Origin of the sequence: Paraburkholderia sp. Clong3, assembly GCF_050436485.1 — a bacterium.
GTDB classification, from domain to species: Bacteria; Pseudomonadota; Gammaproteobacteria; order Burkholderiales; family Burkholderiaceae; genus Paraburkholderia; species Paraburkholderia tuberum.
Genome location: NZ_JBNDMH010000002.1, coordinates 1,523,054 through 1,535,796, shown reverse-complemented (window position 1 = coordinate 1,535,796; position 12,743 = coordinate 1,523,054). Strand labels below are relative to the sequence as shown.

The 12,743-nt window shown below is 62.7% G+C and carries 14 protein-coding genes; 13 read left to right on the top strand and 1 reads right to left on the bottom strand.

The features are described 5' to 3' along the window. The first annotated feature begins 96 nt into the window (after positions 1–96). The 7 genes from OKW30_RS11340 to OKW30_RS11310 all read left to right on the top strand — a co-directional run bounded on the left by OKW30_RS11340 (position 97) and on the right by OKW30_RS11310 (position 5,837). Positions 97–1,005, top strand: coding sequence for a LysR family transcriptional regulator (locus OKW30_RS11340; protein WP_184071288.1), 909 nt, complete (start codon positions 97–99; stop codon positions 1,003–1,005). 272 nt (positions 1,006–1,277) lie between these two features. Continuing rightward, positions 1,278–2,315 carry a phosphate ABC transporter substrate-binding protein PstS gene (gene pstS, locus OKW30_RS11335; RefSeq protein ID WP_429346728.1) on the top strand — a complete coding sequence of 346 codons (1,038 nt, stop codon included), beginning with the start codon at positions 1,278–1,280 and terminating at the stop codon, positions 2,313–2,315. 190 nt (positions 2,316–2,505) lie between these two features. Continuing rightward, positions 2,506–2,934 (top strand): YciI family protein, encoded by a 429-nt coding sequence (locus tag OKW30_RS11330; protein ID WP_184071339.1) that lies wholly within the window; start codon positions 2,506–2,508, stop codon positions 2,932–2,934. Between the two features lie 338 nt (positions 2,935–3,272). Next, on the top strand, positions 3,273–3,668 hold the full coding sequence (locus OKW30_RS11325; RefSeq protein ID WP_184071289.1) for a tautomerase family protein: 396 nt from the start codon (positions 3,273–3,275) through the stop codon (positions 3,666–3,668). 129 nt (positions 3,669–3,797) lie between these two features. Beyond that, the gene (locus tag OKW30_RS11320; protein WP_184071291.1) at positions 3,798–4,730 is read left to right on the top strand and encodes a hypothetical protein; all 933 of its coding nucleotides are present in this window, start codon (positions 3,798–3,800) and stop codon (positions 4,728–4,730) included. A 183-nt stretch (positions 4,731–4,913) separates the two neighbouring features. Continuing rightward, entirely contained in the window at positions 4,914–5,342 is a 429-nt protein-coding gene (locus OKW30_RS11315) for a YybH family protein (protein WP_429346727.1), read from the top strand. A gap of 93 nt (positions 5,343–5,435) precedes the next feature. Beyond that, positions 5,436–5,837 (top strand): GFA family protein, encoded by a 402-nt coding sequence (locus OKW30_RS11310; RefSeq protein ID WP_429346726.1) that lies wholly within the window; start codon positions 5,436–5,438, stop codon positions 5,835–5,837. 9 nt (positions 5,838–5,846) lie between these two features. Here OKW30_RS11310 and OKW30_RS11305 read toward each other — a convergent pair whose 3' ends face one another. Continuing rightward, a complete protein-coding gene (locus OKW30_RS11305; RefSeq protein WP_429346725.1) occupies positions 5,847–6,824 on the bottom strand; it encodes an alpha/beta hydrolase family protein in 978 nt (325 codons plus the stop codon). Between OKW30_RS11305 and OKW30_RS11300 the strand changes: the two genes are divergently transcribed. From OKW30_RS11300 to OKW30_RS11275, 6 genes are all read left to right on the top strand, one after another. Further along, on the top strand, positions 6,817–6,984 hold the full coding sequence (locus OKW30_RS11300) for a hypothetical protein (protein WP_184071345.1): 168 nt from the start codon (positions 6,817–6,819) through the stop codon (positions 6,982–6,984). The genes OKW30_RS11305 and OKW30_RS11300 overlap by 8 nt on opposite strands. A gap of 129 nt (positions 6,985–7,113) precedes the next feature. Next, positions 7,114–8,235, top strand: coding sequence for an AI-2E family transporter (locus OKW30_RS11295; RefSeq protein WP_429346724.1), 1,122 nt, complete (start codon positions 7,114–7,116; stop codon positions 8,233–8,235). A gap of 29 nt (positions 8,236–8,264) precedes the next feature. Further along, positions 8,265–9,806, top strand: a complete 1,542-nt coding sequence (locus OKW30_RS11290) for a TolC family protein (RefSeq protein WP_429347743.1) — start codon at positions 8,265–8,267, stop codon at positions 9,804–9,806. Further along, positions 9,803–10,939, top strand: a complete 1,137-nt coding sequence (locus OKW30_RS11285) for an HlyD family secretion protein (protein WP_184071301.1) — start codon at positions 9,803–9,805, stop codon at positions 10,937–10,939. The genes OKW30_RS11290 and OKW30_RS11285 overlap by 4 nt, the downstream gene beginning before the upstream one ends. Before the next feature lie 7 nt (positions 10,940–10,946). Beyond that, the gene (locus OKW30_RS11280) at positions 10,947–11,960 is read left to right on the top strand and encodes a DUF2955 domain-containing protein (RefSeq protein WP_184071303.1); all 1,014 of its coding nucleotides are present in this window, start codon (positions 10,947–10,949) and stop codon (positions 11,958–11,960) included. A 52-nt stretch (positions 11,961–12,012) separates the two neighbouring features. Then, on the top strand, positions 12,013–12,393 hold the full coding sequence (locus OKW30_RS11275) for a potassium channel family protein (RefSeq protein WP_184029705.1): 381 nt from the start codon (positions 12,013–12,015) through the stop codon (positions 12,391–12,393). The last annotated feature ends 350 nt before the right edge of the window (positions 12,394–12,743 follow it).

Here is a 12,743-nt window from a genome sequence, read left to right as displayed (position 1 = left end):
GGCTCGTTGAGACGTACTATAAGATTCCGTTCTTGAGACAAAAAGACCAAAAATATGGCGATATCATTCAGCTTTTATGAATGACAGGAGTGCCATATGGACCGGCTGCGCGCGTTTGAGATCTTCGTCACCGTAGTCGACCGGGGCAGCTTTGCGCGCGCGGCCGACGCGCTCGAAACCTCGCCCGCGAACGTGACCCGCTACGTGAATGAACTGGAGGCGCATCTCGGTGCGCGGCTTCTGAATCGCACCTCACGCAGATTGTCTCTTACCGAGGCCGGTGAAACGCTTTATTCGCGATGCAAGGCAATCCTCGAAGACGTTGCGGAAACGGAAGGGCTCGTGTCGACAACGTCGATCGAACCGCGTGGACGGCTGCGTATCAATGCACCGGTCAGCTTCGGCATCCTGCATCTCGCGCCGCTGTGGCCACGGTTCATGCAGCAATATCCCGACGTCGAACTCGACATCACGCTGATAGATCGCGTCGTCGATATCGTCGAGGAGGGCTTCGATCTCGCCATCCGCATCTCGCGCGCCGGCACGGTCGATCACGCGGCGCGCAAACTGGCGACGTCGACAAACATCCTGTGTGCATCTCCCGACTATCTGAAGCGTTGGGGACATCCTGAAACGCCGACGGACCTGCTCGGACATCGATGTATCGGCTATACGTATGCCGCCACGGCGGACGAGTGGCAACTGATGGACAAAGACGGCAAAACGCATGCTGTCGAGGTCGACTGCCACATGCACACCAATAACGGCGACACCGCGCGCGCGGCGGCGCTCGCGGGGCATGGCGTGATCTGGCAGCCGACGTTTCTGATCGGCGAGGACCTACGCGCAGGCCGGCTCGTCCAGGTATTGCCTGAATACCGTTTGCCGGATATCGATGTGCTCGCGCTGTATCCGAGCCGTCGCCACGTGAGCGCAAAAGTTCGTGCGGCAATCGATTTCCTCGTCAACGCGTTCTCGGGCGTGCCACCGTGGGACGAGACGTGAAGGGGATGTCTGATGTGTGTCGGCTACCCGGAAACCGGATGCCTGCAATTGGGGAAGAGGCCGCCGGGCGCGGCGCGCTCGATAGCACGATTCAACTGGAATTCGGTCTGTCACCGTTCTTTAATGTGTCGTATGGCGCGTCATGCAGGAGACCTGACACACCCGATGAAAACTGCACATTGAATCACCGGCACGGTCGCCCTCCAACGAGTTCACGCAGTGGCAGGTCTGGATCAGCGATGTCCCGGAACAAGAACCGACGGGAGACATTCGTGAGAACATTCGACGCCATCATGGCTGGTCTGATCTGCTGTTCATGCACAGCCGCGGCCTACGCCGCCGACATCAAGGGAGCCGGCAGCACGTTCGCCGCTCCCCTCTACACCCGATGGGCCGCCGACTACCAGAAGTCGGGTGGCGGCAGGGTGATCTATCAGGGCACGGGTTCGTCTGATGGGCTCAAGCAGGTCATCGCCCGGGAAGTCGACTTTGCGGGCTCGGACGCGCCACTGACCGACGATCAACTGACCCGCAACGGCTTGCGGCAATTTCCAATCGTAATCGGCGGCGTGGTACCCGTCGTGAACCTTCCGGGGCTCAAAGCCGGCGAGGTGATGTTGACGGGGCCGGTCGTCGCCGACATCTTTCTCGGCAAGATTCAGTTCTGGGACGACCCGGCAATCGTGCGGTTGAACCCAAAGATCAAGATGCCTAACTACCCGATTGCCGTGGTGCGTCGCCAGGATGGCTCGGGCACGACGCTGATCTGGACTCACTACCTCGCGCAGGTCAGTCCCGAATGGAAGCGCAGGGTAGGCGAAGGCACTAGCGTGCGATGGCCGCTCGGCATCGGCGGTAAAGGCAACGAGGGAATTGCCACGTACGTCGGTTATCTGCCCGGCGCAATCGGCTATGTCGCATGGGATTTCACGAAACAGAACCGCTTGAAGTACGTTGCCATGACCAATGCGGCGGGTAATGTCGTTCAGCCCAGCGCCGCGACCTTCAGGGCAGCCGCGGCGAGTGCCGACTGGTCGGGTTCTCTCTCGCAAGCGCTGACCAACCAGCCGGGCAAGGATGCCTGGCCGATCATGGGCGCGACTTATGTGTTGCTTCCCGCGACGCCGATCAAGCCGGGCCACGACGAAGCCACCTTGAAGTTTTTCGAATGGGCGTTGAGTCATGGTGGGCCGACGGTCAACGCGCTGGATTACATACCGCTTCCGGACCTGGTCGTGACGAAGATCCGCGCACAATGGCCCGCCGATACAGGCGAAAAGTCGGTGCACAACGCGGTCGCAGTGCCGTGACCACCTCGTGGCGGATCGGGGAGTTCTGTCAATGCTCACGGCAGCCAGACGCCGTTACGCTCATCGAGAAACGTTCTGAAAAATCGCGCAATCGTGTCTTGCGCGTGTCGATTTCTCCTATGATCATTCGTCGTAGTCACTGGAGGCGCCGTTGCCTCCAGACACTTTCGTCTTCAAAGGGAAAACCCAAATGCGCGTTATGGTCATGATCAAGGCAACCCCCGAATCGGAAGCCGGGCAAATGCCGAGTACGGAACTCCTCACGGCGATGGGGCAGTACAACGAGCAACTGGTCAAGGCCGGCATCATGCAGGGCGGCGACGGGTTGAAGCCGAGTTCGGCCGGCGCTCGCGTGAGGTTCTCAGGGAAGGACCGCACCGTCATTGACGGCCCGTTTGCGGAAACCAAGGAATTGATCGCCGGGTACTGGCTCTGGCAGGTTCAATCGATGGACGAAGCGATCGAATGGGTAAAGCGCTGCCCGAATCCGATGGTCAGTGATTCAGAGATCGAGATTCGCCCGTTCTTTGAGCCTGCGGACTTTGGCGAAGCTTTTACGCCCGAGCTTCAAGACGAGGAAAATCGTCTGCGCAAGCAAATTGACGGGCAGATGCGTTGACGAACTTCACCGCATCGGTCTGCGCGGTATGCGCAGGCAATCCCACTCCGACTGTCTGAGACTTGACGCGGGCTTCCGATGCATTGTCCGGAAGCCCGATGCCACGGGTCGATGATTGCCGTCGTCAGTGGCTGTCGCCCGGCCAGGCGTTCGAAGCCGGTCGGTGCGAAGGTATCTGCTCGATCCTTTCGGCGCTCAGGTCGCTCGGGAAGCAATCGCCCACATCCGGTTCGGCTTGAAGATCCCGCCGTTGGCATTGGGCGGGTTCACGACCGTACGCAACTGCTTTTCGGCATATAGTTGGCGCGTGCGAAACGCTTTCCCCGGAGATCGACGCAATGCCTTATCTACAGCTTGATGTAAACGATCACTACTCTGTCGAGAGTAAAAGACTGCTCGCGGCGAAAATGAGTGAGACCTATGCCCGGATGATGTCGGTGGACGTCAGGCGAATCAGCGTAGCCATACGCGAACTCGGTCCCGGTAGCGTCTGGCGCATTGCGCAGGAGAGCGGAGAACCGGTGCCCGTCGCGTTGATGATGCTCGATATCAGAAGGGGGCGGCCGCCCGAGTCGCGCATGGAGGTGGCCAAAGCGCTTTGCGCGCTGTGCATCGAAATTCTTGGCTTGCGCGAGGACCGACTCAACGTTGAGTTCACTCAGCACTCCGGCGATGAGATGTATCACCCGGCGCTTGGAGGTTACAGCCCGGAATGGGAGCCGGGCGAGCGATGAGGGTCCGGCTTCCGCGGCCTGTATTTGCGCATGGCCGTGTGACGTCGCCGATATGCGGGAACCACGAGGGCGCCAGGATCGGATCCGCCTGCGTTGCGCCACGACCTGAGCCAAAGTAGGAGGAGGGCCATGAGCGGGCTTGCCACATACCTGGCGGGTAATCGGCGGACGCGACCGTGGTGGATTGTCCTGATCACGACGGTGTTCTGTTTCTTATGCCAGAGCGTCGTCGCGCAAGCGGACGACGGCGCGGCTCGCCTGCACGCGAAATATCAAAGTCTGACGCAGCAACTCGCGCACAACCAGTTTCAGCGACCGCTGTACCTCGAATCGCAGGAGTTGCCGTCGGCGCTCAAGGGCGATATTTACGGGCTGCTCAACTATCCTTTCGCGGTGGTCAGCGGCGCGCTCAACGACCCGACTCAGGGCCCGGCCAACTGGTGCGACGTGCTGATCCTGCATCTGAACACCAAATACTGCCACGCGTCGACCAGCGACAGCGGTACGATCCTCACCGTGAACATCGGCAAGAAAACCAGGGAATCGCTTTCGTCGTCGTACCGCGTGCAATTCGACTTTCGTGCGGCAGCGAGCACCCCTGATTATTTTCGCGTCGAGCTCACTGCCGCCAGGGGTCCGCTGAGCACGAAAGATTACCGTATCGTGCTGGAAGCGATACCGGTGGGCGATAACCGCACCTTTATTCACCTGACCTACGCGTACGGATATGGCACGGCGGGACGGATTGCCATGAAAACCTACCTGGCGACGATCGGCAGCGACAAGGTCGGCTTTTCCGCTACGCCCGATTCGTCGACGAGCGAGCCGCAATACATCGGCGGCGTGCGCGGCCTGGTCGAACGCAATACGATGCGCTACTACCTCGCCATCGATGCCTATCTTGGCGCGCTTTCCAGCCCGCCCAACGCCCGCCTCGACAAACGCCTCGCTGACTGGTTCGATGCGACCGAGCAGTATCCGCGGCAATTGCACGAGGTCAGCCGCGCCGACTATATGCAAATGAAGCACGACGAGTATCAACGTCAGCAGATCGCCCAGTGATCCGCGCAGCGGGCGGGGATCTGATCAATGCAACGCAATATCGTGTTGAAGGTTTTTTCGGGGGGATGTCGATCCGATGGTGCGTCGATCGTCGTTACCTGGTAAGACAAATGGCCAGGAACCTTGGATCTGCCGTTTTGCGCCAAGTCTGGCCGCCATCGTCATCCGACCTGGGAGCACACTGTGAACCGACTCGACAATCCGATCCTGCAAGTCCTGGAGGGCTACAAAGCCGCGGTATTGGCAAAAGACGTGGACGCGTTCGTTGCGCTATACGACCGCGATGCGCTGGTCTTCGACATGTGGGGGACATGGTCGTACAACGGCATCGCATCGTGGCGCGCCATGGTGGAGGGCTGGTTCGGTTCGCTGGGTACGGAACGTGTGATAGTCGATTTCAGCGCGGCGCAAACGATCGTCGCCGCGGACCTCGCCGTCGTTCACGCCTTCGCGACATATAAAGCCGTCGACGCCGACGGATCGGAACTGCGCTCCATGGACAATCGCCTGACCATGACGCTGGGGCAGCAGGCCGACGGATGGAAAATTGTCCACCAGCACACCTCCTCTCCGATCGAGGTCGGCACGGCGCAGGTAATTTTCAGGCGCTAGCGGTCTGGCGGTTCGACATCGCGCGTCGGCTCGCGAATAATCACGGCTGCGTGACTTTCCAATTTGCGACCTACCTTCTGTTTAAAGGCAGCCATGAAACCATTGCTTGCCGGCCGATGCCTTTGCGGTGCCGTCCATTACTCGGTGAAGGACGAATTCGTCTATGCGTTGAACTGCCACTGTTCAAGCTGCCGGCGCGCGACCGGCTCGGCGTTCAAACCCTTCGCGGGAATCGAGCGCGACAAGCTGCGCATCACTCGGGGCGAAGACAGCCTGTTGATTTTCGGCGATCAACGAGCGTCGCATGATGTGCGCTGCAAAATATGCGGAAGCCTGATGTTCTCAGTGGTTCGTCAGGGGCAATACGTTCACGTCACGTTGGGAACACTCACGGACTCGCCCGCCATGTCTCCCACTGCCCACATTTTCGTGGGTTCAAAGGCACCGTGGTATTCGATCACTGACCAATTGCCGCAACACGACGAATTCGGGTGAGTCTCTTTCCTATCGCAACATCGACTCGAAAGATCGCACCACAGCGGCGTCGAATCGCTGATGGAACGCCGCCCGATCGAAGCCCGGCGCGCTGTCGCAGATCTCCGGGCGCAGCCGCGCAAGACGCGCATCGCAAGGCGGCAGAAAGTCGTAATGGCCGGCGTTGGCCGCCACGCGATAGTCGGGAGCGCGGGGCAGGTCGTCCCGCACCGGCTCGTCGTACCAGGGATGCGGCTGATGACGATCGTCGGCGGCGCTCCACAGCTGGAGCGGGGCGCGCACGCCGCTCAAGCCCGCGCGGCCGAACGCGAAGCCGAACGAAGGCGCCGCGATGACGACGGCCTTGATGCGCGCATCGTGGACCCATACGCCGGTGGGAACATTCGCGCCGAAACGAACGTCGACGCCCGCATGCCGCAACGCTTCGCAGAGGTCATGATCCGGGTGAACTTCGCAAAACGGGGCGATTTTCGAAAGATCCGGGACGCCGCCCGCGGCCACGAGCACGGTGAAGCCACCGTTGGAAAAGCCGAATGCGCCGACGCGGTTCGCGTCGAGCCGCTCGCGCCCACGCCAGTCGTCGAGCATGTAGTCCACCAGCCGATGAAGCTGCGCGGGCCGGCGCCAGAGTTGCAGCACGCGGCTCTGGTCATCGAAAGTGTCGCCGGCGTGGCTGACCGCCGCCGCGACGAAGCCCGCGCGAGCCAGCGCGAGAGCCGTGTCGTAATGGGCGCCGTACCATCCGCCGCCGCCGTGCGACAGCACGATCAGCGGCAGGTGATGGCCTGCGATCGGCGCGTCGGCCGCGACGGTCTGGGTGACGTCGCCCAAGGCGTGCGGCGTGGCCGGCGCATCGGTGGGATACCAGATTCCGGCAGTGAGCGGCGGCTCGGCGCCATTCGGTATGTCGACCTTCTGAAAGCCGACCCCGGCGGCGAGGGCAGGCGCGCCAGGCGTCATGGCCAGAAGAAGGGCGACGATGGCCATCAATCTCACGGTTTTCTCCATGATCGTCGGCGGCGGGCTGAGCTCCGGACGGCTCGAGGTCTATGAGACCAAAGTCCAATTGAATATTTCAGGCGCGGGTTCAATAGTAGTGAAACGCCGCGTTCTGTCGACGACAAAGCCGGCGCGATTCTCTTCTTAAAATGCCGGAATTGCAGGCAGGCCTTGGTATTGGCGTCAAGAACGTTCCAGTGGGTTTGAGTTTTCGCGATTGCAGGCCTATCACGGTGTCGCCGCCGAACCGCGACGCGACCTGGCGGGAGAACAACTTATGCTGCTCACACCGATTCCGCAACGGACTCCGTCCCGAGAGATGCTCGACGTCCTGATCCGCGCCGGACTCGTCGCGGTCCTGGCCGTATTCTGTTTTCGGATCTTCGCGCCGTTTCTTAACCTGATGGCCTGGTCGGTGATTCTTGCGATCACGCTCTATCCGCTGCAGGTCCTGCTTCGCTCCATGCTCGGCGGCAAGGATGGCCTGATCGCGACGCTGATCGTCCTTGTCGCGCTTGTCGTGATTCTGGTGCCAACGTATGCGCTGGGTCTCGCGGTAGCCGATTCGGTCGAGAAATCGATCGCCATTGCCAGGAGCGGTACCTTCCGGATTCCGCCTCCCGCGGAGTCGGTGGCGAGTTGGCCGCTGGTCGGCCAGCGTGTGTACGACTTCTGGCAACAGGCATCGACGGACCTGACCGGTCTTGCGCATAAATTCGCCCCGCAGCTGAAGGAGGCCGGGCTCGCTGTGCTTGCAACGGTGACGGGTCTCGGTGCCGGCCTGGTGATATTTTTCGTCGCGCTGATCGTCGCAGGAATCCTGATGGCCCACGGTGAGAAGGGCTATCACAGCGCGGTGCAGATCGCCTCGCGCATCTCGGGCCCCGAGAACGGCGCTCAGATCGCCGACTTGTGCACGGCGACGATTCGTGCGGTGGCCCAGGGGGTAGTGGGCATCGCGTTTATCCAGATGCTGCTGATCGGCATCGGCTTCGTCGTGAAGGGGATACCCGGCGCGGGGTTGCTCGCGCTGGCCGTGCTGCTGCTCGGCATCATGCAATTGCCGGCCACGCTGATCACCATTCCGGTGATCGCCTTCGTGATCGTCACGGACGGCGTGAACACCGCAAACATCATCTTCTCGGTTTACGTGTTCGTCGCGGGCCTCGCCGACAACGTGCTCAAGCCATTGATGCTGGGCCGTGGCGTCGCGGTGCCGATGCCCGTCGTGCTGATCGGAGCGCTCGGCGGCATGGTGACGGGAGGCGTCATCGGGCTATTCGTTGGGCCCGTGATGCTGGCCGTCGGTTATCAGCTGTTCTGGCGCTGGGTCCGAGACCAGCCTCAACCCAGGCAACCCGCGCAACCCACGCAGACCCACGAACAGAAGCAGACCTGAAGCTCGAGGATGGCTCCGTGTCACCGTTGATGCGTCCGTACGGGATCGCAGTGCTTTTCGGGGCGGCGGTTGGCCTGAGCGGATGCATGCGGGTGGGCCCGGACTTCAAGCCGCAGCATGAAGCGTGGAGCGAGCACTGGAGTAGCGAATCGATCACGCGGGTCACGCAACAGGGTGCACAGCCCGATGTGCGCCAGTGGTGGCTGATCTTCGACGATAGGAATCTCGAACGTCTGATCGCCGAAGCCGACGCGCACAACGGCGACCTGAAGATCGCCGGACTGCGCGTGCTCGAGGCGCGCGCGCAACTCGGCATCGCGCTCGCGGGACGCTATCCGCAGGTGCAGCAGGCGAGTGCCGATGTACTGGCTTCGGCGCGCAAGCGCTCGGATGGTTCCAATCCGCGCTCGGGCGCCTTCGTGCAGTACGGCGCGGGCTTCAGCATCGGCTGGGAACTCGATTTCTGGGGGCGTTTCAGCCGCGCGATCGAATCGGCCGACGCCGGGTTCTTCGCCGCGCAAGCCAACCGCGACGATGCGCTGGTTCTGTTGCACGCGCAGGTCGCGGATACGTATTTCACACTGCGGGTCGCGCAGGCGCGGCTACGTATCGCTCGCGAGAACGCCCAGTTGCAAAAACGCAGCTACGACATCGCTCAAAAGCTCTTCAAGGCTGGCGAATCCGACGAACTCGACTTCCAGCAGGCGAAGACGCAGTACCTCGGGACGCTGAGCAGCATCCCCGATCTCGAAAGCCAGATCGTGCTTGCGCGTCATGCGCTGTCGGTGCTGATCGGGCGAGCGCCGGGTCCGCTGCCGGAACTCGACGTGCAGTCGGGCAAGGAAGGCGTGGTGCCGCTGGTGGATCATGCGGTGCTGCAGGACGTGCCGGCCGATCTGCTGTTGCGCCGCCCTGACGTTCGCGCGGCCGAGTATCAGATGGCTTCGCAGTCGGCGCTCATCGGCGTGGCACAAGCGGATCTGTACCCGTCGGTATCGTTGCTCGGCACGCTGACGTGGACCGCCAGTTCGCTCGCGGGCGCACCGAGCACACTGCTCTTTGCCGCGGGCCCGAGCGTGACGTGGAACGTGTTCGATTACGGCAGGATCACGAACAACGTGCGCGTCCAGGACGCACGGCTGCAAGAGTTGACGCTCGCTTATCAGAACACGGTGCGCGAGGCGGCGCGCGAGGCCGACGACGCCGCGACGGCGCTGCTCGCCGCCTTGCAGCGCGACACCATTCTGAATGATGCGCAGGGCGCGGCGCGGCGCTCGCTGACGCTCGCCAATACGATCTATCGGGAAGGGTATTCGGACTTCCAGCGGGTCCTCGATGCGCAGCGCGCGCTGTTCGCGCAGCAGGACGCGTACGTGGTCAATCGCAGCAATGCGCTCGGCAGTGTGATCGCGCTTTACAAGGCGCTCGGAGGCGGCTGGGAAACCGAACAGCCGCTCGTCGACGCGGCGACGCGCGCGCAGATGCGGCAACGCACCGATTGGGGCGACCTGCTCGACCAAACGGCGCCGTCTTCCGGTACGCCGGGGCAAGCCGAAGGGGCGTCACGATGAGCGATACCCAGGATACCCGCGAGCCTCGAACCGCGGCCCCGCCGAAGTCGTCGACGCCTGCCGCCGACCCTTCGGGCAGGGCGGTCAAATGGGTCGTCTGTCTGATCGTGCTGAGCCTGATCTGGTATCTGCTCGCCGACCGTTTCACGCCGTATACGCAGCAGGCGCGGATTCAGGCCTATGTCGTGCCCGTCGCCGCCGAGGTGTCGGGACGCGTGACGCGGGTGTTCGTCCACAACAACCAGGATGTCAACGCGGGGGACGTGCTGTTCGAAGTCGATAGCGAGCCCTACCGCATTGCCGCTGACCGCGCGCGCGCCGATCTGGAGTCCACGCGCCGGCAGGTCGGTGCCAGCACGGCCGGTATCGAGTCGGCACTCGCGGCGTTGCGGGCCGCCATCGCGAACGAGGTCAAGGCGCGCCAGGACAGCGACCGTCTCGAGCGGCTCTATCGTGAAGACGAGGGCACCGTCTCCCTGCGACGCCTCGAGGTCGCGCGGGCCACGCATCAACAGGCGCTAAGCCAGGTCGACGGGGCCCGTGCCGAAGTCGAGCGGGCGCGGGAGCAGCAGGGCGGAAGCGAGGCGGAGAATGCGCAGTTGCGCAGCGCCGCTGGCGCGCTGGAGAAGGCCGAACTCGATCTCGCCAACACGCGGATCAGAGCCCGCTCGAGCGGCGTCGTGACGGATCTGCGCACGGAAGTCGGTCAGTTCGCCGCGGCGGGCAATCCGGTCATGACGCTGATCGCGATCCGCGACGTGTGGGTCAGCGCCGACATGACGGAGAACAATCTGGGCCATCTCAAACCCGGCACGCGCGTCGAGATCGCATTGGACGTGCTGCCCGGCGAAGTATTCGGCGGGCGGGTTCGCAGCGTCGGCTATGGCGTGAGCGTGGGGCAGAGCACGCCGGCGGGCAGCCTGCCCACCGTGCAGAATAGCCGCGACTGGCTGCGTCCCGCGCAGCGTTTCCCGGTAATCGTCGAATTCGACGACAGCGAGCGCGCGCGTCTGCGCGATCTGCGGGTGGGCGGGCAGGCCGAAGTGATGGCCTTTCCGACCCAGGGCAATCCGCTCAATCCGCTGGGACACGCGTTCATCCGGCTGATGAGCTGGCTCTCCTACGTCTATTGAGAAGCCCATGCAGCCCGCGACCCAGCGCCTCGGTTATCGCGCGATACGTGTGGCCATCGGAACGGCGATCGCGCTTGCCGTCAGCTTTGGACTCGATTTCCCGATACCCGTCGTCGCGCCGGTATTCACGGTTTTTCTGCTGGCCACGCAGAATCGCCCGCTATCGTTGAAGGCCGGCGTGATTCTTTCGCTGGTCGTGGCGTCGACCACCGGCAGCGGCCTGCTCCTCGTTCCGTTGCTTCGTCACTATGCGTTGGCCGGCATCATGATCGTCGGCCTCATGCTGTTCTTCGCGTTTCGTTACGGGCTGCGTGGCGGCAACAATCTCGTCGCGACTTTTCTGGTCGCGGGACTGACGATGATTTCCGCCGCGGGCACGGCCGACTTCGAACTGGCCCTGACGGTCGTCGGCGCGCTGGCGAAGGGACTTCTGCTTGCCGTGCTGGCGTCGACGCTGGCGCACAGATTGTTTCCTGAAAGCATGGGCGCGCGAGAACAGCCCGCCGCGGCAGCGATGGCGGAAGACGAGGCGGCCTATATCGCGCTGCGTGCCGCGCTCGTCGTCATGCCGGCCTATCTGCTCGCGATGACCGACCCGGCGAACTACATGCCGATCATCATGAAGTCCGTCAGCCTCGGCAGACAAACCTGCACGACCTCGGCCCGCGGCGCCGCACGCGATCTGATCGGCTCGACGCTGCTCGGCGGTCTGCTCGCCATCGCGTTCTGGTTTGCGCTGAGGCTGTTCGTGCATTTGTGGATGTTCTTTCTGTGGATGCTGTTGTTCGGCCTGCTGGTGGGACGCAAGCTGTACGGCCTGCAACCCACGCGTTGTTCGCCGGGCTTCTGGCTGAACAGTCTCGTGACGATGATCATTCTGCTCGGGCAATCGGTGCAGGACAGCGTGGCGGGCAAGGATGTCTACACCGCGTTTGCCGTGCGAATGGGGCTCTTTCTGGCCGTAACGGCCTATGCGTATTTGATGCTTCTGCTTTTCGAGCAGCACCGCCGTGCGGAGTGAGGCGGGGCGGCATGCTGCAAAGCCGACCCGATGATCGCAACAGGAGCGTGCAATGGGAAATGCGACAGGCGATGGCGCGGTCCGTCCTCGGGCCGGCGAGATCCTGAAGGAAATGGCGATAACCCTGTGGTTTCTGAGAGCGATTCTGATCGGCCTGCTTCTACTGTTCGTCCTGCTGACGTTTGGCATGTACTACTGGGGCGCGCCCGTCGAGACAGCGAACCGGACACCGTCGCCGCTGGGTGAAACCGTGTACTTCTGCGCGATCACGGCGCTCACCATCGGGTACGGCGATGTCGTGCCCACTTCGGCGTTCGGCCGGATCGACGCCGCATGCCTCGGGCTGATCGGCGTGGTATTCACCGGCTTGATCGTGGCCGCGGCTGTACGAGGTGTGCAGGAGGCCGCGCATCGGGCGGAAAGGACGGGATAGCAGGATGAAGCCGTCGTGGCCGTCAGCGATGCCGTGCGGCGCGCGCGTGCCGGCTTCAACGGCCTTTTCGATGGGGCTCCCGACTATTGACTACCGGCGCGAAAAGGGGGAGCGTGTCTGTCTGGCTTTGGATTCGCTGTTGTCTCGATCAGTTCGACTATCCGAGGTAACCATGTGGATCTTCCGTTTGGAGGCGCCTCGCCGTGGGGGCGTCCGTATTCGGGAATGGCGCCGCCGCGTGCGCCATACGATCAGGCTTCTCGTCCTGCTGCCGGGCAGCGCCGCCACTGGGCTGGTCATCCTTGGCCGGTCCAATACCTCCATTGGCAAGCTCACGACCCGAGCGGAGG

What these genes read in the sequence shown, in the direction of transcription:
- OKW30_RS11305 (WP_429346725.1), bottom strand. Translation starts at nt 6,824, where the DNA reads ATGGCCATCGTCGCCCTTCTTCTGGCCATGACGCCTGGCGCGCCTGCC.
- OKW30_RS11320 (WP_184071291.1), top strand. Translation starts at nt 3,798, where the DNA reads ATGAGCGGGCTTGCCACATACCTGGCGGGTAATCGGCGGACGCGACCG.
- OKW30_RS11275 (WP_184029705.1), top strand. Translation starts at nt 12,013, where the DNA reads ATGGGAAATGCGACAGGCGATGGCGCGGTCCGTCCTCGGGCCGGCGAG.
- OKW30_RS11280 (WP_184071303.1), top strand. Translation starts at nt 10,947, where the DNA reads ATGCAGCCCGCGACCCAGCGCCTCGGTTATCGCGCGATACGTGTGGCC.
- OKW30_RS11300 (WP_184071345.1), top strand. Translation starts at nt 6,817, where the DNA reads ATGGCCATCAATCTCACGGTTTTCTCCATGATCGTCGGCGGCGGGCTG.
- OKW30_RS11285 (WP_184071301.1), top strand. Translation starts at nt 9,803, where the DNA reads ATGAGCGATACCCAGGATACCCGCGAGCCTCGAACCGCGGCCCCGCCG.
- OKW30_RS11295 (WP_429346724.1), top strand. Translation starts at nt 7,114, where the DNA reads ATGCTGCTCACACCGATTCCGCAACGGACTCCGTCCCGAGAGATGCTC.
- OKW30_RS11325 (WP_184071289.1), top strand. Translation starts at nt 3,273, where the DNA reads ATGCCTTATCTACAGCTTGATGTAAACGATCACTACTCTGTCGAGAGT.
- OKW30_RS11310 (WP_429346726.1), top strand. Translation starts at nt 5,436, where the DNA reads ATGAAACCATTGCTTGCCGGCCGATGCCTTTGCGGTGCCGTCCATTAC.
- OKW30_RS11330 (WP_184071339.1), top strand. Translation starts at nt 2,506, where the DNA reads ATGCGCGTTATGGTCATGATCAAGGCAACCCCCGAATCGGAAGCCGGG.
- OKW30_RS11290 (WP_429347743.1), top strand. Translation starts at nt 8,265, where the DNA reads ATGCGTCCGTACGGGATCGCAGTGCTTTTCGGGGCGGCGGTTGGCCTG.
- OKW30_RS11340 (WP_184071288.1), top strand. Translation starts at nt 97, where the DNA reads ATGGACCGGCTGCGCGCGTTTGAGATCTTCGTCACCGTAGTCGACCGG.